Source organism: Kineococcus esterisolvens, assembly GCF_050871405.1.
In the GTDB taxonomy this organism is placed as follows: Bacteria; Actinomycetota; Actinomycetes; order Actinomycetales; family Kineococcaceae; genus Kineococcus.
The window spans coordinates 121558-145023 of record NZ_JBJLRI010000002.1 but is presented as its reverse complement, the minus strand read 5'-3'; the positions used below and the strand labels follow the sequence as shown (position 1 = coordinate 145023).

General features: G+C 74.7%; 20 protein-coding genes, 1 tRNA gene and 1 pseudogene. 19 read left to right on the top strand and 3 right to left on the bottom strand.

What is annotated here, in order from left to right; translation table 11 throughout:
* The first annotated feature begins 3 nt into the window (after nt 1-3).
* The 3 genes from ACRYR8_RS01685 to ACRYR8_RS01675 are packed head-to-tail and all read left to right on the top strand — an operon-like array spanning nt 4 to nt 3302.
* Nucleotides 4-957 (top strand): carbohydrate ABC transporter permease, encoded by a 954-nt coding sequence (locus tag ACRYR8_RS01685; RefSeq protein ID WP_432482337.1) that lies wholly within the window; start codon nt 4-6, stop codon nt 955-957.
* Nucleotides 958-990: 33 nt separating this feature from the next.
* The gene (locus ACRYR8_RS01680) at nt 991-1932 is read left to right on the top strand and encodes a carbohydrate ABC transporter permease (protein WP_432482336.1); all 942 of its coding nucleotides are present in this window, start codon (nt 991-993) and stop codon (nt 1930-1932) included.
* An 8-nt stretch (nt 1933-1940) separates the two neighbouring features.
* Entirely contained in the window at nt 1941-3302 is a 1362-nt protein-coding gene (locus tag ACRYR8_RS01675; RefSeq protein ID WP_432482335.1) for an ABC transporter substrate-binding protein, read from the top strand.
* On the opposite strand, the gene ACRYR8_RS01670 is transcribed toward ACRYR8_RS01675, so the two are convergent.
* Entirely contained in the window at nt 3283-4152 is an 870-nt protein-coding gene (locus ACRYR8_RS01670) for a helix-turn-helix domain-containing protein (RefSeq protein WP_432482334.1), read from the bottom strand. The two genes, ACRYR8_RS01675 and ACRYR8_RS01670, sit on opposite strands and share 20 nt — an antisense overlap.
* Before the next feature lie 88 nt (nt 4153-4240).
* Here ACRYR8_RS01670 and melA point away from each other — a divergent pair, with 88 nt between their 5' ends.
* The 8 genes from melA (at nt 4241) to ACRYR8_RS01630 (ending at nt 14623) form a co-directional block, all read left to right on the top strand.
* Nucleotides 4241-5623 carry an alpha-galactosidase gene (gene melA / locus ACRYR8_RS01665; RefSeq protein WP_432482333.1) on the top strand — a complete coding sequence of 461 codons (1383 nt, stop codon included), beginning with the start codon at nt 4241-4243 and terminating at the stop codon, nt 5621-5623.
* 789 nt (nt 5624-6412) lie between these two features.
* Nucleotides 6413-9244: an Rne/Rng family ribonuclease gene (locus ACRYR8_RS01660; RefSeq protein ID WP_432482332.1), complete on the top strand. Its 2832-nt coding sequence runs from the start codon at nt 6413-6415 to the stop codon at nt 9242-9244.
* A 115-nt stretch (nt 9245-9359) separates the two neighbouring features.
* Complete coding sequence (rplU, locus tag ACRYR8_RS01655; RefSeq protein ID WP_432482331.1) at nt 9360-9671, top strand: 50S ribosomal protein L21; 312 nt, start codon at nt 9360-9362, stop codon at nt 9669-9671.
* 9 nt (nt 9672-9680) lie between these two features.
* Nucleotides 9681-9935, top strand: a complete 255-nt coding sequence (gene rpmA / locus ACRYR8_RS01650) for a 50S ribosomal protein L27 (RefSeq protein ID WP_242129231.1) — start codon at nt 9681-9683, stop codon at nt 9933-9935.
* Nucleotides 9936-10069: 134 nt separating this feature from the next.
* Nucleotides 10070-11704 carry a GTPase ObgE gene (gene obgE, locus ACRYR8_RS01645; protein WP_432482330.1) on the top strand — a complete coding sequence of 545 codons (1635 nt, stop codon included), beginning with the start codon at nt 10070-10072 and terminating at the stop codon, nt 11702-11704.
* Entirely contained in the window at nt 11701-12858 is a 1158-nt protein-coding gene (gene proB, locus ACRYR8_RS01640) for a glutamate 5-kinase (protein ID WP_432482329.1), read from the top strand. Before obgE ends, proB begins: the two co-directional genes overlap by 4 nt.
* A 24-nt stretch (nt 12859-12882) precedes the next feature.
* The gene (locus ACRYR8_RS01635; protein ID WP_432482328.1) at nt 12883-13275 is read left to right on the top strand and encodes a DUF8830 family protein; all 393 of its coding nucleotides are present in this window, start codon (nt 12883-12885) and stop codon (nt 13273-13275) included.
* A gap of 46 nt (nt 13276-13321) precedes the next feature.
* Nucleotides 13322-14623 (top strand): glutamate-5-semialdehyde dehydrogenase, encoded by a 1302-nt coding sequence (locus tag ACRYR8_RS01630; protein ID WP_432482327.1) that lies wholly within the window; start codon nt 13322-13324, stop codon nt 14621-14623.
* Nucleotides 14624-14626: 3 nt separating this feature from the next.
* Here the strand turns inward: ACRYR8_RS01630 and ACRYR8_RS01625 are convergent, their stop codons facing one another.
* Complete coding sequence (locus ACRYR8_RS01625; RefSeq protein ID WP_432482326.1) at nt 14627-15598, bottom strand: glycosyltransferase family 2 protein; 972 nt, start codon at nt 15596-15598, stop codon at nt 14627-14629.
* Nucleotides 15599-15689: 91 nt separating this feature from the next.
* Here ACRYR8_RS01625 and ACRYR8_RS01620 point away from each other — a divergent pair, with 91 nt between their 5' ends.
* The 5 genes from ACRYR8_RS01620 to ACRYR8_RS01600 all read left to right on the top strand — a co-directional run bounded on the left by ACRYR8_RS01620 (nt 15690) and on the right by ACRYR8_RS01600 (nt 17720).
* Entirely contained in the window at nt 15690-15851 is a 162-nt protein-coding gene (locus tag ACRYR8_RS01620) for a hypothetical protein (protein ID WP_432482325.1), read from the top strand.
* Nucleotides 15848-16528 carry a nicotinate-nucleotide adenylyltransferase gene (gene nadD / locus ACRYR8_RS01615; RefSeq protein ID WP_432482357.1) on the top strand — a complete coding sequence of 227 codons (681 nt, stop codon included), beginning with the start codon at nt 15848-15850 and terminating at the stop codon, nt 16526-16528. The genes ACRYR8_RS01620 and nadD overlap by 4 nt, the downstream gene beginning before the upstream one ends.
* Before the next feature lie 7 nt (nt 16529-16535).
* Nucleotides 16536-16919 (top strand): ribosome silencing factor, encoded by a 384-nt coding sequence (gene rsfS / locus ACRYR8_RS01610; RefSeq protein ID WP_432482324.1) that lies wholly within the window; start codon nt 16536-16538, stop codon nt 16917-16919.
* On the top strand, nt 16916-17548 hold the full coding sequence (locus ACRYR8_RS01605) for a histidine phosphatase family protein (RefSeq protein ID WP_432482323.1): 633 nt from the start codon (nt 16916-16918) through the stop codon (nt 17546-17548). The genes rsfS and ACRYR8_RS01605 overlap by 4 nt, the downstream gene beginning before the upstream one ends.
* 99 nt (nt 17549-17647) lie before the next feature.
* Nucleotides 17648-17720 (top strand) — tRNA-Ala (locus ACRYR8_RS01600).
* 127 nt (nt 17721-17847) lie between these two features.
* On the opposite strand, the gene ACRYR8_RS01595 is transcribed toward ACRYR8_RS01600, so the two are convergent.
* Nucleotides 17848-18879: an LLM class flavin-dependent oxidoreductase gene (locus ACRYR8_RS01595; RefSeq protein WP_432482322.1), complete on the bottom strand. Its 1032-nt coding sequence runs from the start codon at nt 18877-18879 to the stop codon at nt 17848-17850.
* Between the two features lie 114 nt (nt 18880-18993).
* Here ACRYR8_RS01595 and ACRYR8_RS01590 point away from each other — a divergent pair, with 114 nt between their 5' ends.
* The 3 genes and pseudogenes from ACRYR8_RS01590 to leuS form a co-directional block, all read left to right on the top strand.
* The gene (locus ACRYR8_RS01590; RefSeq protein ID WP_432482356.1) at nt 18994-19815 is read left to right on the top strand and encodes a shikimate 5-dehydrogenase; all 822 of its coding nucleotides are present in this window, start codon (nt 18994-18996) and stop codon (nt 19813-19815) included.
* A gap of 83 nt (nt 19816-19898) precedes the next feature.
* On the top strand, nt 19899-20774 hold the full coding sequence (locus tag ACRYR8_RS01585; protein ID WP_432482321.1) for a diguanylate cyclase domain-containing protein: 876 nt from the start codon (nt 19899-19901) through the stop codon (nt 20772-20774).
* Nucleotides 20775-20933: 159 nt separating this feature from the next.
* A pseudogene (gene leuS, locus ACRYR8_RS01580) lies at nt 20934-23462 on the top strand (leucine--tRNA ligase); the annotation flags it as partial.
* Between the last annotated feature and the right edge of the window lie 4 nt (nt 23463-23466).

Genomic DNA, 23466 nt, shown 5'->3' with positions numbered 1-23466 from the left:
GCGATGGCACTCACGAGCAGAGCCGCTCGTCCGGGCAGCAGCACACGTCCCACCCTGCAGCTGCGCGGCTACCGCCCGGACAGCAACGGCACCCCCCGCGAGCGCCTCACGGCCCTGGCGTTCGTCCTCCCGGCGCTGCTGGGTTTCAGCGTCTTCTACCTCTGGCCCACCCTGCGGGGCCTGTACTACAGCTTCACCGACTTCGACGTCTTCAACCGGCCCACCTGGGTGGGGCTGGACAACTACGCGACGATCCTGGACGACCCGACGTTCTGGAACGCGATGAAGGTGACGCTGCAGTACGTCGTCATCAACATCGGTACCCAGACCGTCCTGGCGCTGCTGCTGGCCGTCCTGCTGCACCGGCTCACCCGCTCGGTCCTCGTCCGCAGCGTCATCGTCCTGCCGTACCTCATCTCCAACGTCGTCGTCGCCCTGGTGTTCTACTGGATGCTCGACGCCCAGATCGGCATCACCAACCAGTTCCTCGGCTGGCTCGGCGTCGACGCCGTCCCGTTCTTCGGCAGCCAGGACTGGGCGATCCCCACGATCGCGCTGGTGAACACCTGGCGGCACCTCGGGTACACGGCCCTGCTGATCTTCGCCGGGCTCCTCATGATCCCGGACCACGTGTACGAGGCCGGCCGGGTCGACGGCGCCTCGGAGTGGAAGATGTTCTGGCGGATCACGCTGCCGCTGCTGCGGCCGATCCTCGCCCTCGTGCTCGTCATCACGGTCGTCGGCTCGTTCCAGGCGTTCGACACCGTCGCCGTCACCACCGCCGGCGGGCCCGCCGACGCCACCAAGGTCATCCAGTACTACATCTTCGACCTGGCCTTCCAGCGCTACCAGTTCGGGTACGCCTCGGCCGTCTCGGTCGTCCTGTTCCTCATCCTCGCGGCCGTCGCCTTCGTCCAGCTCAGGCTGATGCGGGCCAACGAGTCCGACGTCGCCTGAGCGCGACCCCATCGAACGATCCCAGGAGGCGACGTGGCCACCGCAGTGACGACGTTCGACGAGGCCGTCGCGGCCTCACGACCCACCAGGACCCGCCGGGGACGGCCCGGTGCCGGACGGTTCCTGGCCTGGACCGCCCTGGTCCTCATCGTGCTCGTGACCCTCTTCCCGTTCTACTGGATGCTGCGCACCGCGTTCTCCAACGGTGCCTACCTCGCCACCCAGCCGTCCAGCCTGCTGCCGGTCGAGCCCACGCTCGGCGCCTTCGAGCGGGTCCTCGGCCTGGCGACCACCGAGGAGGCGCAGGCTCAGGCCGGTTCCGGCGCCTCCGTGAACATCGGCCGCTACCTGCTGAACTCCGTGGTCGTGGCCACGCTCATCACCGCCGGGCAGGTGTTCTTCGGCGCACTGGCCGCCTACGCGTTCTCCCGGTTGCGCTGGCCCGGCCGCGACGCGGTCTTCTTCGTCTTCCTCACCGCGCTCATGGTTCCGCCGATCTTCACGCAACTGCCGAACTTCCTGCTCATGCGGGACCTCGGCATCCTCAACACCTACGCCGCGATCGTCCTGCCGTTCTTCTTCATGACCCCCTTCGCGATCTTCTTCCTGCGGCAGTTCTTCCTCGGCATCCCGCACGAGGTCGAGGAAGCCGCCCGGCTCGACGGCGCGGGCGCCCTGCGTCGCTTCTTCGGCGTCGTGCTGCCGATGGCGTCCGGGCCGCTGGTGACCCTGACGATCCTGCAGTACATCCAGGCGTGGGGCGAGTACTTCTGGCCGCTGCTCGTCGCCAGCGACCCCGACGTCCGCGTGCTCACCGTCGGCCTGGGTGTCTTCCGGGCTCAGACGCCGCAGGGCTCGCCGGACTGGGCGGGCCTGATGGCCGCGACGCTGCTCGCCGCCCTGCCGATCATCGTCCTGTTCGCGATCTTCAGCCGGAAGGTCGTCAACTCCATCGGCTTCTCCGGCATCAAGTGAGGAACCCCGTGACGCACCAGCGCCCCACCTCCCGAGCCCGCCGCGCCGTCGCGGCCGCCGGCACCGCCCTGCTGCTGACGGCCTGCGGCTCCTACGGCGTCGACCCCGGCGCCGACGCCGGCACCGGCACCGTCACCTACTGGCTGTGGGAGTCCGCCCAGCTGCCCGCCTACCAGCAGTGCGCCGACGACTTCGAGGCCCGGAACCCCGACATCGACATCCAGATCGAGCAGTTCGGGTGGGACGACTACTGGAACAAGCTGTTCACCGGTTTCGTCGCCAACTCCGCCCCCGACGTCTTCGCCAACCACACCTCCCGGTACGGGGAGTTCGCCGAGCGCGGGCTCATCGTCCCCGTCGACGAGTACGTCGAGCGGGACCGCATCGACCTGTCGAAGTACGTCGCCGGAACCACCGAGCTGTGGGTCGGGCCCGACGGCAAGCGCTACGGGCTGCCGAAGGACTTCGACACCATCGGCATCTTCTACAACGAGGGGATGACCGAGGAGGCCGGCATCACCCGGGAGCAGATGGGGTCCCTCACCTGGAACCCGCAGGACGGCGGCACCTACGAGGACGTCATCGCGCGCCTGACCGTCGACGAGAACGGCGTGCGCGGCGACGAACCGGGGTTCGACAAGGACAACGTGCGCACCTACGGGCTCGGCCTGGGCAGCGCCGGTGCGCCGTTCGGCCAGGTGGAGTGGTCCTACCTGGCCATGACCACCGGCTGGTGGTACATGGACGCCGAGGCGTGGGGCACCGCGTTCCACTACGACGACCAGCGCTTCCTGGACACCTACGCCTGGTGGCGGGGCCTCATCGAGAAGGGCTACATGCCGCCGCTGGCGCTCACCGAGGGCGGCGCGCCGGACCAGCAGATGCAGGCCGGCCGGTACGCCATGGTCACCGAGGGCTCGTGGCAGACCGCCAACTACGGCGCCCTGGAAGGCGTCGACCTGGCCCTGGCCCCCACCCCCGTCGGGCCCGCGGGGCACCGCGCGGCCATGCAGAACTCCCTGGCCGACTCCATCTCCACGTCCTCGCAGGTGAAGGGAGCGGCCTGGGAGTGGGCCTCGTACCTGGGGTCGGTCCAGTGCCAGTCCGTCGTCGCCGAGGCCGGGGTCGTCATGCCCGCGGTCGCCAGCACGGTCGACACCGCGAAGCGGGCGCTCGGCCGCACCGGCTTCGACATCAGCGCCTTCACCGACCAGATCGAGGCCGGGACGACCTTCCCGTACCCGGCCGTCCTCAACGCCGCCGAGGTCCAGAGCATCACGACGTCGGCGATGGAGAACGTCATGGCGTTCAACGCCGACGTCTCCACGCTGAGCAGGATGAACGAGGAGGTCAACGCCCTGTTCGACTGAGCGCGGTGCCGGCGCTCGTGCCCGCCCGCGCGGCGCGGTACGCGCCCGGCGAGCAGCCGCACGCCCGGGTGAAGTGGGCGTAGAGGCTGCTCTGCGAACCGAAACCGGCGGCGTGCGCGACGGCCGCGGTGGTCATCGACGTCGTCAGCAGCAGCCGCTGCGCCTCGGCCACCCGGTGGCGCGCGAGCTGCTCGCCCAGAGAGACCCCCACCGACCGGCGGAACAGGGTGGTGGCGTAGTTCGGGTTGAGGTTCGCGGCGCGGGCGATGTCCGCGGCGGTCACCGGTTCGCGGAAGTGCTCCGCGGTCCAGCTGGCCATCCGGGCGACCGGGCGCAGGTCCGCCCGACCGCTCTGCCCCGCCCCGGCGAGGCCGGGTGAGCGGCCCGCTGCTGCCACGATCCTCAGCAGCAGCGCGTGCACCTCCAGCAGCAGCGCCTGCGCGCGCTCGCCGCCGTCGTCGAGGTCCTGCTGCCACGTGGTGAAGAGGGCCGGCGCGTGGGCGCCGACCTCGGCCGTGGGCACCACGAGCGTGCGGTGGGCCAGGACCTCGGTGGTGAACGCCTCCGGCAGCGACCACCGCAGGACCGTCGCGAGGGGGACGTGGATCCACGCGACGTCGCTGCGCGGCAAGGGGTCCTGCTCCAGCAGCCGGTGCGGTGCGGCCGCCCAGAACATCGCGGTGCTGCCGGCCGGGACGCTCGTCCGCGACCCGCCCGAGAGGTACTCCAGCCGCCCCTCGACGACGACGTTGACCTCCACGTCGTCGTGGCGGTGGAACCGGCGCATCGGCGGTGCGGGCCCGCGGTGCACCCACAGGGCGGACTCCTCGACCTCCGCCTCCTCCGGCACGCGGGCCAGCCTAGGTGCTGAGGATCCTGGAAGTTCCCGGTGGCTCGCCGGAGGCCCGCGGGCTCGGCTCCCTCCTAGCGTCGAGCTCATGAGCCCGACGCGCCCCCCGAAGATCACCATCATCGGCGCCGGGGGGTACGTCTTCCCCCTCCGCCTCATCGGCGACATCCTCAGCTTCCCGGCGCTGCGCTCGGCCCGGCTGTGCCTCATGGACGTCGACCCGGGCAAGCTCGCCCCCGTCGCCGAGGCCGCGCGCAAGCTCGTCGCGCACCACGGCTTCGGCGTGGAGGTCACCGAGACCACCGAGCGCCGCCGGGCGCTGGAGGGCGCCGACTTCGTCATCATCACCTTCCAGGTCGGGGGCGTGGCCTCCTACCGCCACGACGTGGAGGTCCCGCGCCGCTACGGCGTCGACCAGACCGTCGGCGACACCGTCGGCCCCGGCGGCGTCTTCCGCTTCCTGCGATCGGTGCCGGCCTACGAGGCCATCGCCGCCGACGCCCGCGAAGCCTGCCCGGACGCGGTCTTCATCAACTACGCGAACCCGATGGCCATGGCCACGGCCTTCCTCAACGCCCGGGGGCTGCGGACCGTCGGCCTGTGCCACAGCGTCCAGGGCACCACCCGCATGCTGGCCCGCACCCTCGGCGTGCCCTACGAGGAGGTCGACTACCTCTCGGCGGGCATCAACCACCAGGCCTGGATCCTGCGCTTCCGCCGCCGCGGCGGCGAGGACCTCTACCCGCGGCTGCGCGAGGTCATGACCGAGCGGCACGTCGTCGGCAGGGCCGCCGCCGACCTGGCCGGCGACGACGGTGACCACAGCGGTGCCGCGGCCGCGGCCAGCACCTACGAGGGCGGCAACGAGCAGGTCCGCACCGCGCTCATGAACGCCTTCGGCTACTTCGAGACCGAGTCCAGCCACCACGCCTCGGAGTACCTGCCCTACTTCCGCAAGGACCCCGAGACGGTCCAGCGGTACGTCCCGCAGCGCTGGGACTACTACGAGATCTGCGCCGCCCACGACGACCAGGGCGACATCGACGCCCAGCTGGCCAGGCTCCAGGCCGACCTGGCGCCGAGCGTGGAGTACGGCGCCACCATCGTGAACTCGGTCGTCACCGGCGTGCCGTCGGTCGTCTACGGCAACGTCCCCAACGCGACGGGGGTGATCGCCAACCTGCCCGCCGACGCGTGCGTCGAGGTCCCGTGCCTGGTCGACGCCAACGGCGTGCAGCCGACGGCGGTGGGGGCGCTGCCCCCGCAGCTGGCGGCGCTGAACCGCACCAACGTCAACGTGCAGACGCTCGCCGTCCAGGCGGCGCTGACGGGGGAGCGCGAGCACGTCTTCCACGCCGTCGCCCTCGACCCGCTGACCGCGGCGCTGCTCACCCTGGAGCAGGTGCGCGCGATGACCGGGGAGCTGCTCGCCGCCCACGCCGACCTGCTGCCCGAGGCCCTGAAGCCCTGAGCGCCGGCCCCCGCCGACGGGTCCGGCGCCGTCAGCAGGGAGCGGGCGGTGAGCCTGTGAGACACTGCGGACGGTCGGGCGTTCCCCACACCGGGCGACCGACCCGCCGACCAGACCGCCGTTCGGAGCGTGGCGGCCGGGCAGCGCCGCGGTCCAGTGGAAGGGCCTCGCAGGCGCCCCGGTCCCCGATCCGGCCGGAGGGCGGGCGGCGGCACGAGCGGAGCGCCGCCCACCGCGCGCGAACCCCGCCCGTGCACCGAGGACTTCCGCCGGGTGCGGGCCACCCCACCCGGCGATCCCTTCGAGGACGCCCTCCGGCGGCCACGGGTTCACCGGTGGAGTGGCCGTCGGCGGGCGACGGGAGCACCCGTGACGACCACACCTGAAGAGAACGAACGCAACGCGGCGACGCAGGCGGAGACCGGCCCCACCCGCCCGCGACGGCGCCGAGCCGCCAGTCGCCCCGCGGGGCCGCCGGTGCGCACCGAGCAGCCCGCGGCCGCTGCCGAGCAGTCCGCGGGGACGACTGCGGACCAGCCTGCCGGCGAGGTGGCCGGCGGCACCGCCGAGCAGACCGTGCCGGCACCTCCCGCTGCGCCGTCCGCGCGAGCCTCCGCGGCAGCTCCCGCGGAAGAGCCGGCCCCTGCGGAAGAGCCGGCCCCTGCGGAAGAGCCGGCCCCTGCGGAAGAGCCGGCCCCGGTGGAGGAGCCCGCCCCCGCGCCCCGGCGCCGCGCCCGCCGGGCCACGCGCCGCACCGGCACTCCCGCGGCCGTCGCCGAGGAGGCTGCCGTGGAGCAGCCCGTCGGTGAGGTGGCGGGCGGCACCGTCGAGCAGACCGTGCCGGCCACCCCCGCCGAGCCCGCTCCCGAGGCGCCCGCCGAACCCGCCGCCGAGGCGCCCGCCGAACCCGCCGCCGAGGCGCCCGCCGAACCCGCCGCCGAGGCGCCCGCCGAACCCGCCGCCGAGGCGCTCGCCGACCCGCCCGCGCGGCGCCGTCGCGCCTCCCGGTCGCGCTCGAAGGCTCCCGCGGAGCCGGCCGAGGTGGCCGTGGCGCAGGACCGTCCCGTCGAGGAGGAGCCGGTCCAGCCGCCCGCCGAGCCCGCCGCTCCTGAGGCCGCCGCCGAGCCCGCGGCCGAGCTCACCCCGGTGGCCGCGGCCGAGCAGGCCCCGTCGGACGACCTGCAGGACCTCATGGACGACCCGGTGCTCCTGCGCGCCGGGCTGGCGCGCCGTGAGCGCACCGCCGCCGAACGCGCTGCCGAGGCCGCCGCGCGCGCCACGGCCGTCTTCTTCCAGGCGCCCGCCGTCGACGAGGCGCCCCGCCGCAGCCGGCGCGCCTCCGCGCCGGCCGGCCCGCCCCGCCCCGCGGCCGAGCGCTCCGCGCACGAGCCCGGTGAGGACGCGGTCCGCGACCCCGAGGACCTCCTCGACGCGCTGACGACCACCGGTGAGGACGTCGAGGTCGAGGGCGGGCCCCTGCGGGGCGCCGGGGACGACGAGGTGGACACCGACGCCGAGGACGACGGCCCGGCCGGCACCGGGGCCGACGACGACGAGGACGCCGGCGGCCGCCGCCGTCGCCGCCGCGGTGGCCGGGGCCGGCGCGGCCGTTCCCGCGAGGACGCCGAGCGCGCCGCCGAGGACGAGGGCCACGGCGACGACCGGAGCGGGGACGAGGAGCCCCACGCGGTCGCGGACGACTCCGCCGCCGACGAGGACACCGAGGGTGACGAGGGCGCCGAGGCGGACGAGACGTCCGGCTCCTCCCGCCGTCGCCGTCGCCGCCGCCGCCGCGGCGGGGCCGCCGAGGGCGACGAGCCCTCGCCCGACGACCCGCCGAACACGGTCGTGCGGGTGCGCGAGCCGCGCCGCAGCCGCAGCGGCGGCACCGGCGGGGGCACCGGCGAGGACGAGATCACCGCGCTGAAGGGCTCCACCCGCCTGGAGGCCAAGAAGCAGCGCCGCCGGGAGGGCCGGGAGCAGGGGCGCAAGCGCACCATCCTGACCGAGGCCGAGTTCCTGGCCCGCCGCGAGAGCGTCGAGCGCGTCATGGTGGTGCGCGAGGGGGACGGCGTCACGCAGATCGGCGTCCTGGAGGACGGCGTCCTGGTGGAGCACTACGGGGCGCGCAAGGCGCAGACCACCATGGTGGGCAACGTCTACCTGGGCCGCGTGCAGAACGTGCTGCCCAGCATGGAGGCCGCCTTCGTCGACGTCGGCAAGGGCCGCAACGCCGTGCTGTACGCCGGCGAGGTGAACTGGGACGCCGCCGGCCTCGAGGGTCAGCCGCGCCGCATCGAGGCCGCGCTGAAGTCCGGCGACCCGGTCCTCGTGCAGGTCACCAAGGACCCCGTGGGCCACAAGGGGGCCCGGCTCACCAGCCAGGTCTCGCTGCCCGGCCGGTACCTGGTCTACGTGCCGCGCGGGTCCATGACCGGCATCTCCCGCAAGCTGCCCGACACCGAGCGCTCCCGGCTGAAGAAGGTCCTCAAGAAGGTCGTCCCCGAGGGCGCCGGCGTCATCGTGCGCACCGCCGCCGAGGGCGTGGCCGAGGAGGAGCTCGCCGCGGACGTGCAGCGCCTGCAGGCCACCTGGGAGTCCATCCAGGCCAAGGCGTCCTCCAAGAACGCCCCCGTCCTCCTGCACGGCGAGCCCGACCTGACCGTGCGCGTCGTGCGCGACGTCTTCAACGAGGACTTCTCCCGCCTGGTCATCTCCGGCGAGGAGGCGTGGGAGACCGTGCACGGCTACGTCGCCGACGTCGCCCCGGACCTCGCCGCCCGGCTGGAGCGCTGGGAGGGCGAGGAGGACGTCTTCGCCGCCCACCGCGTCGACGAGCAGCTGCAGAAGGCCCTCGGGCGCAAGGTGTGGCTGCCCTCGGGCGGCTCGCTGGTCATCGACCCGACCGAGGCGATGCACGTCATCGACGTCAACACCGGCAAGTTCACCGGTTCCGGCGGCACGCTGGAGGAGACGGTGACGCGCAACAACCTCGAGGCCGCCGAGGAGATCGTCCGCCAGCTGCGCCTGCGCGACATCGGCGGAATCATCGTGATCGACTTCATCGACATGGTCCTGGAGTCCAACCGCGACCTCGTGCTGCGCCGGCTCGTGGAGTGCCTCGGCCGCGACCGCACCAAGCACCAGGTCGCGGAGGTCACCTCGCTGGGCCTGGTGCAGATGACCCGCAAGCGCACCGGGCAGGGCCTGGCGGCCGTGCTGGAGGAGCTGGGGTCCGCGCCCGCCGAGAACGGCTCGGGTGCTGCCGAGAACGGCTCCGGGAGCGGCGCCCCGAACGGTGCCGGCGGGAGCCCGAACGGTGCCGGCGGCCCGAGCGGTCCGGGCGGTGGGTCGTCGGGCAAGTCCCGCGGTCGCCGGGGCCGCGGCTCGCGCGAGGCGCGCGCCGAGGTGGAGGCGCCCTCCCCGGAGCCCTCCGGTGCCGAGGCGCCGGCCAGGGAACCGGGCAAGGACCCCGCCGTGCTGGCCGCCATGGCGGCCGTCGCGGCGGCCGGGCGCAAGGAGGCGGGGCTCGCCGGGGCGAGCCCCGCCGAGGCCGTCGGCGACGCCCTCTCGCAGACCGGTGAGCCGGTCGGTGCGGACGGCGGCGGCGAGTCGTTTTGACCCCCGAGGGTGGCGTTACGTACGCTTGACCCTTGGTGCGCCACCGTGCGCGAGCCCTGGTCCGCGTCGAGCGGTCCGGTGGCGTCCCAGTTCGTGCGAGAGAAACGGGTTCGTTGTGGTCTACGCCATCGTCCGCGCCGGCGGCCGGCAGGAGAAGGTCTCGGTCGGCGACGTGCTGACCATCGACCGGGTCGCCGTTCCCAGCGGGGAGACCCTGCAGCTGCAGCCGCTGCTCCTCGTCGACGGTGAGACCGTCACCCACGACGCGTCCGCGCTGTCGGGTGTGAAGGTCGTCGCCGAGGTGATCGAAGGGGCCCGCGGGCCCAAGATCACCATCCTGAAGTACAAGAACAAGACCGGGTACCGCAAGCGTCAGGGGCACCGCTCCAAGCTGACCCGTGTCAAGATCACCAGCATCGGGGAGTGACGTCAGCTCATGGCACACAAGAAGGGCGCGAGCTCCTCGCGCAACGGTCGTGACTCCGCCGCGCAGCGCCTCGGCGTGAAGCGCTTCGGCGGCCAGGTCGTCGGCGCCGGCGAGATCATCGTCCGCCAGCGCGGCACCCACTGGCACCCCGGTGCCGGCGTGGGCCGCGGTGGCGACGACACGCTGTTCGCCCTGGTCCCGGGTGCCGTCGAGTTCGGCACCCGCCGCGGCCGCAAGGTCGTCAACGTCGTCGCGGGCGAGTGACGACGCACCAGTCGTGACACGGAGGGGCGGGCCGGGCATCCGGTCCGCCCCTCCGTGCGTTGCGCACGATCACCCACCCCGTCCGCCGGTCGGCGCGCGGGGGCCAGCAGTCCTCAGAGAGCCGGAGAGTCGCCATGTCCGCCACGTCCCCCACGTTCGTGGACCGGGTCGTCCTGCACGTCGCAGGCGGTGACGGCGGCAACGGCTGCGCGTCGGTGCACCGCGAGAAGTTCAAGCCGCTGGGCGGTCCCGACGGCGGCAACGGCGGGCGCGGCGGCGACGTCGTCCTCGAGGTCGACCCGCAGGTGACGACCCTGCTGGACCTGCACCGCCGCCCCCACCGCAGCGCCCCCGACGGCCGCTTCGGCATGGGCGGCAACCGCAGCGGCGCCGAGGGCGAGGACCTCGTCATCGGCGTGCCCGACGGCACCATCGTGCGCTCGGCCAAGGGGGAGCTGCTGGCCGACATGGTCGGTGTCGGCACCCGCTTCGTGGCCGCCGCCGGCGGCCGCGGCGGGCTCGGCAACGCCGCGCTGGCATCCCCGCGCCGCAAGGCCCCCGGTTTCGCGCTCCTCGGGGAGCCCGGCACCGCCCGCGACATCGTGCTCGAGCTGAAGACGCTCGCCGACGTCGCGCTCGTCGGCTTCCCCAGCGCCGGCAAGTCCAGCCTCGTCGCGGCCCTGTCCGCGGCCCGGCCGAAGATCGCCGACTACCCCTTCACCACGCTCGTGCCGAACCTCGGCGTCGTCGAGGCCGGCGACACCCGGTTCACCGTCGCGGACGTCCCCGGCCTCATCCCCGGCGCCAGCGAGGGCCGCGGGCTCGGCCTGGACTTCCTGCGCCACGTGGAGCGCTGCGTGGCCCTCGTGCACGTCCTGGACGGTGCGAACCTCGAGGCCGACCGCGACCCGGTCAGCGACCTGGAGGCCATCGAGAAGGAGCTCGCCGCGTACCGCGTCGACGACGGCACGGTCCCCCTGCAGGACCGGCCCCGCCTCGTCGTGATCAACAAGGCCGACGTGCCCGACGCCCGCGACATGGCCGAGATCGTCCGCGCCGACCTGGAGCGCCGCGGGGACCCGGTCTTCGTCGTCTCCGCCGTCTCGCACGCCGGGCTGCGCGAGCTCACCTTCGCCATGGCCCAGCTCGTCCAGGCCTCCCGCGACGCCGCCCCCGAGGCGGTGCCGACGCGCATCGTGCTGACCCCCCCGGCCGTGGACGAGACCGGCTTCACCGTCACGCGTGAGGAGTACGGCGACGAGCTGACGGGCGGCGTGCGCTTCCGCGTGCGCGGTGAGAAGCCGCGGCGCTGGGTCCGCCAGACCGACTTCACCAACGACGAGGCCGTGGGCTACCTGGCCGACCGCCTGGCCCGCCTGGGCGTGGAGGACGAGCTGTTCAAGGCCGGCGCGGTCCCCGGCGCCGAGGTCGTCATCGGCGACGAGACCGACGCCGTCGTCTTCGACTGGGAGCCGACCATGGTCTCCGGCGCCGAGGTGCTGGGCCAGCGCGGCAGCGACCTGCGGCTGGAGGACCACTCCCGCCCCACCCGCGCCGCCAAGCGCGAGCAGGAGCGCGAGCGCCGCGCCGCCAAGGCCGCGGCCCGCTCGGAGCTGGAGGTCGAGCGCCGCGCCGGGCACTGGACGGCCGACGACGACTCCGGCGACTCCGGCGACTCCGGCGGCTCCGCCGGGGCGGGCGCGCCCACGACGGGCGGGGCCGACGGGGAGGGAGCCGCCGGCGACGCGCGGCCCGCCGGCCAGCGGTGAGCGAGCTCACCGCGCCCGCACCCGCGCGTCGCGACGCCCTCGTCGGGGCGCGGCGGGTCGTCGTCAAGGTGGGCTCGTCCTCGCTGACCACCGCGTCCGGCGGTCTGGACGCCGCCCGGCTCGAGGCCCTCGTCGAGGCCCTCGTGCAGCGGCGGGCGGGTGGCGGCGACGTCGTCCTGGTCTCCTCCGGGGCCATCGCGGCGGGCCTCGCCCCGCTGGGGCTGCGCAAGCGCCCCCGCGACCTCGCCAGCCAGCAGGCCGCGGCCAGCGTGGGTCAGGGTCTGCTGCTGGCCGAGTACACCCGCGCCTTCGCCCGTGCGGGGCTCACCGTCGGGCAGGTGCTGCTGACCGCCGAGGACGTGGCGCGTCGCAGCCACTACGGCAACGCGCAGCGCACGCTGGAGCGGCTGCTGGCGCTGGACGTGGTGCCGGTGGTCAACGAGAACGACACCGTCGCCACCCACGAGATCCGCTTCGGCGACAACGACCGCCTCGCGGCCCTCGTGGCGCACCTCGTGCGCGCCGACGCGCTGGTGCTGCTCAGCGACGTGGACGCCCTCTACGACGCCCCGCCCGCCCGCCCCGGTGCCCGGCGCATCGCCCTGGTCCGCGGCCCGCAGGACCTCGCCGGCGTCACCGTGGGTGCCGCCGGCGCGGCCGGGGTGGGCACCGGCGGGATGGCCACCAAGGTGGAGGCCGCGAGCATCGCCGTGGCCGCGGGGGTGCCGGCGCTGGTGACCTCCGCGTCGCTGGCCCGCGAGGCGCTGAGCGGAGCCGACGTGGGGACCTGGTTCGCGGTGCCGCCGGCCCGCGGGTCGCGCCGCGGCACCCGGCAGCTGTGGCTCGCCCACGCCGCCAGCCCCGCCGGCCGCCTCGTGCTGGACGAGGGCGCGGTGCGGGCCGTGCGCGAGCGCAGGTCCTCGCTGCTGCCCGCGGGCGTCCTCGGGCTCAGCGGCCGCTTCCGGGCGGGGGACCCGGTGGACCTGGTCGACGGAAACGGCCGCGCGCTGGCCCGCGGGCTGGTGAACTACTCCTCGGAGGAGCTGCCGGACATGCTCGGCCGGTCGACGCGCGAGCTCGCCCGGCAGTGGGGTCCGGCGTACGAGCGCGAGGTGGTGCACCGCGACCACCTGGTGCTCCTGGGACGCCCCTGAGGCGCGTGCAGCGAGGAGCCGGAGTTGGGTGGAGCGCCGCTGTCGCTGTGGTCGGTGACCCTGACCCTGGCCGGGCAGCCGGTGGACGTCGGGCAGCTGCGCCCGGCGCTGGACCGGCTCGTGGGCGAGCACCCCTTCCTGTCGAGCATCCGCTACAGCGACACCCGCGCGGAGGTGCGGTACTGGGACGAGGCGCGCGACGTCGACGACGCCGCCGCCATGGCGGTGCGGCTGTGGCCCGAGCACCGCGCCAGCGCCGGCCTGCCCGCCTGGGACGTCGTGGGCGTGGAGGTCGTCGACCGCGCCACCGTCGAGCACCGGGCGGCCCAGCGCCAGCGCGGCCTGCTGCGGGTGCCCCGCCGCTCCCGCCCGGTGCGCGCGGGCCTGGACCTGCTGGGGGACGTGGCGCCCTGGTGAGGGCTCACCCCGGTGCCCGGCGGCCCGCGCCCCGTACCCTGTGGCCATGACCGCTCTGGCCGAGACCACCACCGGGAGCAGCGACGTCACCGAGGCGGTCCTGGAGACCTGCCGCCGCGCCAAGGCCGCCGCCCGGCCGCTGCGCCTGGCCACCCGCGCGGTCAAGGACGCCGCCCTGCTGGCCGTGGCCGACGCGCTGGAGGCCGCCACCGGGCGCATCGTGGCGGCGAACGCCGAGGACCTCGAGCGGGGCCGCGCCGGTGGCACCTCCGAGCACCTGCTGGACCGCCTGGCCCTGGACGCCGGGCGCGTCGCCGCGCTCGCGGCCGCCGTGCGCGAGGTGGCCGCGCTGCCGGACCCGGTGGGTGAGGTGGTGCGCGGCTCCACGCTGCCCAACGGCCTGCGGCTGCGGGAGCTGCGGGTGCCGATGGGCGTGCTGGGCGTGGTCTACGAGGCCCGCCCCAACGTCACGGTCGACGTGGCCGTGCTGGCCCTCAAGAGCGGCAACGCCGTCGTCCTGCGCGGCGGCTCGGCCGCGGTGAGCACCAACGCGGTGCTCGTGGACGTGGTGCGCGGCGCGCTGGAGGGCGCGGGCCTGCCGGCCGACGCGGTCCAGGGCATCGACGAGCACGGCCGCGACGGCGTGGGGGTGCTGCTGACCGCGCGTGGCCTGGTGGACCTGCTCGTGCCGCGCGGCGGGGCCGAGCTGATCCAGCGCGTGGTGCGCGAGGCCACCGTCCCGGTCATCGAGACGGGGGTGGGCAACTGCCACGTGTACGTGGACGCCTCGGCCGACCTCGAGCAGGCCGTCGAGGTCGTGCTGAACGCCAAGACCTCCCGCCCCAGCGTGTGCAACGCCGCCGAGACGGTCCTGGTGCACTCGGCGCTGGCGGCCGACTTCCTGCCGGGGCTGCTGCGCGCGCTGACCGGTGCGGGGGTGCGGCTGCACGCCGACGAGCGGGCCCAGGCCGCGGCGGCCGCGGCCGGCGTGCCGGCCGAGCCGGTCACCGACGCCGACTGGGCGGCGGAGTACCACGGCCTGGAGATCGCGGTGGGGGTGGTGGACTCCGTGGAGCAGGCCGTGGACCACATCGGCCGCTGGTCGTCCGCCCACACCGAGGCGGTCCTGGCCACCGACGTGCGGGTGGCCGACTACTTCTGCGCCGCGGTGGACTCCGCGGTGGTGGCCGTCAACGCCTCCACCCGATTCACCGACGGCGGGGAGTTCGGCCTGGGCGCCGAGGTGGGCATCTCCACCCAGAAGCTGCACGCCCGCGGGCCGATGGGTCTGGCCGAGCTGACCACCACGACGTGGCAGGTCCTGGGCGACGGGCACGTGCGCGCCTGAGGTTCACGCCTCCTCGTCGCCGGCGTCCAGGGAGTCGTCGGCGACGAGGTACGTGGGCCGCCCCTGCAGCTGCACGTACAGCCGTCCCACGTACTCGCCGAGCACGCCCAGGCACAGCAGCTGCAGCGTGCCCGCTCCGGCGACGACGGCCAGGGTGGACGTCCAGCCGGGCACGGTGGACCCGGCCGCGAAGGACGCCAGCGCGTACACCAGCAGCAGCGAGGTGAGGCCCGCGCCCCCGAGCCCGAAGAGGGTGGCCAGGCGCAGCGGTGCCGTGGACGAGCCGGTGATGGCGTCCAGCGACAGGCGCACCATCCGGTTCAGCGGGTACTTCGTCCGCCCGGCCCCGCGGGCGGCCCGCGCGTAGGGCACGCTCGCGGCGCGGAAGCCCAGCTCGGGCACGACCAGCCTCAGCACCCGGTGCTGCTCCGGCAGGCGCAGCACCGTGTCGACCACCGCGCGGCTCGTGTACCGGAAGTCGCCCGCCTGCGCCGGGGCGGTGCCGCCCAGCGACCGCACGAGCCGGTAGAACGCCGCGGCGGTGAGTCGCTTGAGGGGACCGTCCACGGAGCGGTCGCTGCGCACGGCGTAGACCACCTCCACGTCCCCGACGGCGGCGGCGAGCAGCTCGGGCAGCAGTTCCGGGGGGTCCTGCAGGTCGGCGTCCATGGTGATCACGCCGCGCCGGCCGCGGGCGCGCGCCAGCCCCGCCGACAGCGCCGCCTGGTGCCCGGCGCTCGTGCGCAGGCGCACGACGCGGAGCTGCGGCCACTGCCGGCGCAGCCGGGCCAGCACCACGGGCGTGGCGTCCGTGCTGCCGTCGTCGACGACGAGCACCTCGTAGCCGGCCAGCCCGTCGGCCCGCAGGCCGTCGAGCACGGGGCGCAGCCGTTCGGCCAGCGCGGGCAGCACCTCGGCCTCGTCCCGGGCCGGCACGACGACGGACAGCTCGGGCTGCTCGGGCTGCTCGGGCACGTCGCGATCCTGCCGCACCCTCCGCCGGGAGCGCGGGACCGGGGCGTGCGAGACTGTCGCGGAGCACCGCACGGACCCGGAGGATCACCCCATGCTGAACGCCCTGGTCGCCGCCCAGACCGCCGAGGAGTCGCACGGCTGGGAGGGCCACCTGCCGATGTCGCCGATCGCCTTCGCGATCGTCGCGATGTGCGCCCTGCTGGCCATGCTCATCGTCACGTGGGCCTTCAAGAGCGTGGGCAACCGCCACTGAGCGCGGAGGCGGGGCGCCGCCCGCGCTTGGGCGTGATGGGCGGCACCTTCGACCCGATCCACCACGGCCACCTGGTCGCCGCCAGCGAGGTGGCCGCCCGCTTCGAGCTCGACGAGGTCGTGTTCGTCCCCACGGGCCGGCCGTGGCAGAAGTCGCGCCGGGACATCGCGCCCGTCGAGCACCGCTACCTGATGACGGTGATCGCGACCGCCTCGAACCCGCGGTTCACCGTCTCGCGCATCGACGTCGAGCGCGAGGGCTTCACGTACACGATCGACACGCTGCGCGAGCTGGCGGAGCTGCGTCCGGACGCGGACCTCTTCTTCATCACCGGTGCCGACGCGCTGGCGCAGATCCTGCAGTGGAAGGACGTGGCCGAGCTGTGGTCCCTGGCCCACTTCGTGGGGGTCAGCAGACCGGGGCACGTGCTCAGCGGTGACGGCCTGCCCCTGGACGGGGTGAGCCTGATGGAGGTGCCGGCGCTGTCGATCTCCTCCACGGACTGCCGCCGTCGCGTGGCCGAGGGGCTGCCGGTCTGGTACCTCGTGCCGGACGGGGTGGTCCAGCACATCAGCAAGCACGGCCTGTACCGCCGTCGCGAGGGGGGGACGGGCGCGGGCGTGGGACAATCGGCACCAGACCTGATCGTCCCCGGGCCAGTGCCCGGACCACCCTAGGAGCCCCGTGCCCGCAACCGAGCGAGCTCTCGAGCTGGTGACGACCGCCGCAGCCGCGGCCGCCGACAAGCTCGCCACCGACGTCGTCGCCCTGGACGTGTCCGACCAGCTGTTCATCACCGACGCCTTCCTGCTGGCCTCGGCGCCGAACGAGCGGCAGGTGCGCGCGATCGCCGAGGCGGTGGAGGAGAAGCTGCTGCCCCTGGGCGCCAAGCCCGTGCGCCGCGAGGGCGAGCGCGAGGGCCGCTGGGTGCTGCTCGACTTCGTCGACCTCGTCGTGCACGTGCAGCACTCCGAGGAGCGCGAGTACTACGCGCTGGAGCGGCTGTGGAAGGACTGCCCGGCCATCGAGGTGCCCGCCGCCGCCACCCCGGGCGACGCGCAGGCGTGAGCGCCGCGACCGTCGTCCTCTGGCGCCACGGCCGCACCCCCTTCAACGCCGAGAACCGCTTCCAGGGCCAGCTGGACGTCCCGCTGGACGAGGTGGGACGCGCGCAGGTCGCCGCCTCGGCCGCCCACCTGGCCGGTCTGGCCCCGAGCGCCCTGGTGGCCTCGGACCTGACCCGTGCCGCCGACACCGCCGGTGCCCTGGAGGCCCTGACCGGGCTGCGGCCGCAGCTGGACCCCGCGCTGCGGGAGGTGCACGCCGGTGCCTGGCAGGGCCTGCTGCACTCGGAGATCACCGCGTCCTGGCCCGAGGAGTACGCCGCCTGGCGGCACGGGGGCGACGTGCGCGCCGGCGGCGGGGAGCGGCGCAGCGAGATGGCCGTGCGCACGGCCGACGCCGTGGAGCGCCACGCCGCCGGGGTGGCGGACGGTGGCACCCTCGTGGTGGCCTCGCACGGCGCGGCGCTGAAGGGTGCGCTGCTGCACCTGCTGGGGCTGGACCTGGGGGCCTGGACCGCGTTCGCCGGTTTCCGCAACGCGCACTGGGCGGTCCTGGCCCGCGGTCGCCACGGGTGGGTGCTGGGCGAGTACAACGCCGGCCCGCCGGGTGCGGGCGAGGGCGTCGAGGGCTGAGCGGGCCCGCTCGGCCGTCGACGGGGTGGTCACGAGGCCCCCGTGGGATGGGGTAGAGTTCTTCTCGTTGCCGCGGGGCAAACCCGAGGGAACGAGCAAGGGGCTGTGGCGCAGCTGGTAGCGCACCTCCATGGCATGGAGGGGGTCAGGGGTTCGAGTCCCCTCAGCTCCACACCGCACGAAGGCCCCGGACGAGAGTCCGGGGCCTTCGTCGTGTCCGGGACCAGCGCGGTGAACCGGCGGTCCCGCCCGTCCCGCGTCGAGCAGCAACGGACCGCAGGTGGTGCCCGGGGTGCCCCTCAGCCGCGCGGAGCGGGGGACCAGCCCAGAGCCGGGGCGACGTGGCGGGCGATCGTCCCCAGCAGGTGCAGGTTGTAGTCCACGCCCAGGGCGTTGGGCACCGTGAGCAGCAGCGTGTCCGCCTCGCGCACCGCGGCGTCCTTCGCGAGCTCCTCGGCCAGCTGGTCGGGCTCACCGACGTAGCTCCTGCCGAAGCGGGCCAGGCCCGGTTCGCCGAGCGAGCCGACCTGGTCGGTGCTGCCGCGCTCGGCGCCGAAGTAGTGGCGGTCCTCGTCGGTGACCAGGGGCATCACGCTGCGGCTGACGGACACCCGCGGCTCGCCCGCGTGCCCCGCCCCGGCCCACGCCCGGCGGAACACGGCGATCTGCTCGGCCTGCAGCTCGTCGAAGGGGACGCCGGTGTCCTCGGTGAGCAGCGTGGAGCTCATGAGGTTCATGCCCTGCTCGCCGGCCCAGCGAGCGGTGGCGCGGGTGCCCGAGCCCCACCAGAGGCGGTCCGCCAGGCCCGGGGACTGCGGCATCACGGGCAGCGCGACCGAGCGGCCGGTGCGGCGCGGGTCGGAGGCCGCCACGCCCTCGCCGGCGATGGCCCGGCGGAACACCTCGGTGTGCCGACGGGCCATGTCGGCTCCGCTCTCGCCCTCGGCGGGCACGTGCCCGAACGCCGCGGGACCGTCCAGGGCGGGTTCGGGTGAGCCGCGGCTGACGCCCAGCTGCAACCTCCCGCCGGCGAGCAGGTCGACCTGCGCGGCCTCCTCGGCCATGTACAGGGGGTTCTCGTAGCGCATGTCGATCACGCCCGTGCCGATCTCGATGCGCGAGGTCCGCGCGGCCACCGCGGCCAGCACCGGGAACGGAGCGGCCTGCTGGCGGGCGAAGTGGTGCACCCGCACGTAGGCGCCGTCGATGCCCAGCTCCTCGGCGCCGACGGCCAGCTCCACGGTCTGCAGGAGGGCGTCACGGGCGGTGCGGGTCCGCGACCCGGCGACCGGCTGGTAGTGGCCGAAGGACAGGAACCCGATGCGCTTCACCCCTCGTTCAACGTGCAACTTCCGTCGGGTGTTCCGGGCGGGGACGGGCAGGATGGGCCGGTGACCGAGCACCGCGAACCCACCACGGACCCGCGCCCCGCCCTGCCGCTGGAGCTGCGCGACCGGGTCTCCAAGGACACCCGCCTGTGCATCTCCCTGTCGGGCCGGCCGAGCAACCTGGGCACCCGGTTCCACAACTTCCTGTACGCCGAGCTCGGCCTGGACTACCTCTACAAGGCGTCCACCACCACCGACGTGGCCGCGGCCGTCGCCGGGATCCGGGCCCTGGGCATCCGCGGCTGCGGCGTCTCCATGCCCTTCAAGGAGGCCGTCATCCCCCTGGTCGACGAGATGACGCCCTCGGCCGCCGCGATCGACTCCGTGAACACCATCGTCAACACCGACGGCCGCCTCGTGGCCCACAACACCGACTACCTGGCCGTGGTGGGCCTGCTGTCCGCCCACGGCGTGCGCCCCACCGGCCCCGCCGTCGTGCTCGGCAGCGGGGGCATGGCCAAGGCGTGCCTCGCCGCCCTGCGCGACGAGGGCTTCGAGGACCTCACCGTGGTCGCGCGCAACCCGCAGGCCGGCCCCGCGCTGGCGGCCGCCTACGGCGCGCGCTGGCTGCCCGGGGCCGCGCAGCTGCGCCCGTCCCTGCTGGTCAACGCCACCCCCGTCGGCATGGCCGGCGGCGAGGACGCGCAGGAGCTGCCCGCGCCCCGCGACGTGGTGGCCGCGGCGGCCGCCGTCGTCGAGGTCGTCGCCGTGCCCGAGGACACGCCGCTGGTGCGCCTGGCCCGCGCGACGGGCGCCGAGGTCGTCACCGGCACCGAGATCGCCGCCGTGCAGGCCGCCGAGCAGTTCGCCCTCTACACGGGCGTGCGGCCCACCGACGAGCAGGTGCGCCGGGCGGGGGAGTTCTCCCGGGCCGGCTGACGCCGCCACCGCTGAGCCGCCGCCGCGTCGCATCACCCGCACGCCGCATCCAGCCGGGGCGCCCACGGGCCGAGACCCCTGCTGTGAGCGCCCCCGACCCCAGCAGCCCCCGCACGCCCCGCGCCGGCAGCCGCGAGCGCCGCCTGCGGGCGCTCGCCGGGGGTGTGCCCGCGGCGGGCGTGCTGGGGGTGCTCCTCACCGGGTTCGTCCCGGTGCGCGGTGCCGCGCTCGCGGCGGGTGCGCTCGTCGCGGCGGCCGCCCTGCTGACCCTGGCCCGGGCGCTGGTGGTCGCCGAGCGCTCGCGGCGGGCGGTGGAGGAGTCCGTGGACCTGCTGCACGCCGAGCTGGGCACCGTGCGCGACGAGGGCGTCAAGGACGCCGTCACGGACCTGCTGAACAGGCGCGGGCTGCTGCTGCTGGGCCACCAGGTGCTGGAGTCCGCCCGCCGCTCCGGTGGTGCGGTGCACGCCTGCGTGGTGGAGGTGACGCCGGGCGTGCTGCTGGGTGCCCGGGCCGTCCGGGCCGATGAGCTGCGCGGGCAGCGCGAGCAGGACTGGCGTGCGGCCGCCACCGCCCTGCGCTCCGCGACGCGCGCCTCCGACGTGGTGGCGCGCGAGGGGGAGGGGCGCTTCCTCGTGCTCGGGCCCGGCGCCGGGCTGCACGCCCAGGAGCTGGAGCGCCGCGTGCGGGTGGGGCTCGCCCAGCAGCGCCTGGGGGTGGGCGCCGGCGGGGGCGAGGCCGTGCCGCGCCTCGCGGTGGAGGTCGGCGCGGCCGTCCTGGCGCCGTGGGACGACGGCGGGGTGGCGGACCTGCTGGTGCGCGCCGAGCAGTCCCTCGCGCAGCGGCGCGCGCTGCGCCGCAGCACGCCGCAGCACGGCTGGGGCCGCCGGCGCGGCGACCGGAGCGCCCCCGGCGGCACGGGCGGCGGCGCGAGCGGTACCGAGCGCCCGGGGGCCTGAGGTCACGCGCTAGGCTGGTGGCGTGCGGACCCGCCGACTCCTCGCCGGACCGCGCTGAGCGGCTGCGGACGCAGCGCCGGCGCGGTGACCCCTCGTGAGCGAGGGGTTTTCCCATGTCGGGGGCGGGACCGGGCGCACGCGGCCCACCAGGAGGACGAGATGACGCAGACCGAGGCGGGGACCGGTGTCCCCGCGGCCCACGAGCCCGAACGGGACGGCGAGCGCTACGACGCGCACGCCCTGCAGGAGAAGTGGCTGCCGGTCTGGGACGAGCTCAAGCCCTTCCGCAGCGGCGAGCCGGGCGACACCCGGCCCAAAAAGTACGTGCTCGACATGTTCCCTTACCCCTCCGGCGACCTGCACATGGGTCACGCCGAGGCGTACGCGCTGGGCGACGTCATCGCGCGGTACTGGCTGCAGCGCGGGTTCGACGTCATGCACCCCATCGGCTGGGACGCCTTCGGCCTGCCCGCGGAGAACGCCGCGATCCAGCGCGGGCTGGACCCGCGGGCCTGGACGTACGACAACATCGCCCAGCAGCGGGCGTCGATGCGCCGCTACGCGTGCTCCTTCGACTGGGACCGCGTGCTGCACACCTCCGACCCCGAGTACTACAGGTGGAACCAGTGGCTGTTCCTGAAGCTGTACGAGCGGGGCCTGGCCTACCGCAAGGACTCGCTGGTCAACTGGGACCCGGTCGACCAGACCGTGCTGGCCAACGAGCAGGTGCTGCCCGACGGCACCTCCGAGCGCTCCGGCGCCAAGGTCGTCAAGAAGAAGCTGACCCAGTGGTACTTCCGGATCACCGAGTACGCGGACCGGCTGCTGGACGACCTGGACACCCTCGAGGGCACCTGGCCTTCCAAGGTCATCAGCATGCAGCGCAACTGGATCGGGCGCTCCACCGGTGCCGAGGTGGAGTTCGCCATCGAGGGGCGCGAGGAGCCGGTGACGGTGTACACCACGCGCCCGGACACGCTGCACGGGGCGACGTTCATGGTGGTCGCGGCCGACTCCGACCTGGCGCAGGAACTGGCCGCCGACGCCGAACCGGACGTGCGTGCCGCGTTCGAGGAGTACCGCACCCGAGTGCAGGAGACCTCCGAGATCGACCGGCTGGCCACCGACCGGGAGAAGACCGGCGTGCCGCTGGGGCGGTTCGCGGTCAACCCCGTCAACGGCGAGCGCCTGCCGATCTGGGCCGCGGACTACGTGCTGGCCGACTACGGCACCGGCGCCGTCATGGCCGTGCCCGCCCACGACCAGCGCGACCTGGACTTCGCCCGCGCCTTCGGCCTGCCGGTGCGGGTGGTCGTGGACGTGCGCGACGCAGAGGGCAACGCGTTGCCCGACCCCGCCGAGTCGGGGACGGCCACCGCCGGCGACGGCGTGCTGGTGAACTCCGGCGAGCTGGACGGGCTGGACAAGACGGCCGGCATCGCGCGGGCGATCGAGCTGCTGCAGGCGTCCGGCAAGGGCCGCGCGGCGAAGAACTACCGGCTGCGCGACTGGCTGATCTCGCGCCAGCGGTACTGGGGCACCCCGATCCCGGTCGTGCACACCGCCACCGGCGAGGTGCCCGTGCCCGAGGACCAGCTGCCGGTGCTGCTGCCGCCGAGCGAGGGGCTGAACCTCACCCCCAAGGGGACGTCCCCCCTCGGGGCGGCCGAGGAGTGGGTGAACGTGCCCAGTCCCGTGGACGGCACGCCCGCCCGGCGCGACCCGGACACCATGGACACGTTCGTCGACTCGTCCTGGTACTTCCTGCGGTTCGTCTCCCCGAAGGACGACACCCAGCCCTTCGACAAGGACCTCATCGCGCAGTGGGGCCCCATCGACCAGTACGTCGGCGGCGTGACCCACGCGATCCTGCACCTGCTGTACGCGCGGTTCATCACCAAGGTGCTGCACGACATGGGGTACCTGCCCTTCGACGAGCCGTTCGCACGGTTGCTGAACCAGGGCATGGTCCTCATGGAGGGCTCGGCGATGAGCAAGTCCAAGGGCAACATCGTGCGCCTGTCGGACCAGCTCGACGAGCACGGCGTGGACGCGGTGCGCCTGACGATGGCGTTCGCCGGCCCGCCGGAGGACGACATCGACTGGGCGGACGTCTCCCCGTCCGGGTCGGCGAAGTTCCTGGGCCGGGCGTGGCGGCTGGCGCGCGATGTCACCTCCGAGCCCGGCGCGGACCCGGCGACCGGTGACGGCGCCCTGCGCGCGGTGACGCACCGCACGGTCCACGAGATCGGCCAGCACGTCGAGGCGTACCGCTTCAACGTCGCCGTCGCCCGCCTCATGGAACTGGTCAACGCCACCCGCAAGGCGATCGACTCGCCCGGCGTCGGTCCCGCCGACCCGGCGGTGCGCGAGGCCACCGAGGCGGTCGCGGTGGTGCTCAGCCTGTTCGCGCCGTACGCGGCGGAGGACATGTGGTCGCTGCTGGGCCACGACCCGTGCGTGGCGCGCGCCGGCTGGCCCGTCGTCGACGAGTCGCTGCTGGTGCAGGAGACGGTGACGTGCGTGGTCCAGGTCAAGGGCAAGGTCCGTGACCGCCTGGAGGTCGCTCCCGACATCACCGAGGACGCGTTGCGCGAGCAGGCGCTGGCGAGCGAGAAGGTGCAGGCGGCCATCGGCGGTGCCGCGCTGCGCACCGTCGTGGTGCGCGCGCCGAAGCTCGTGAACGTCGTCC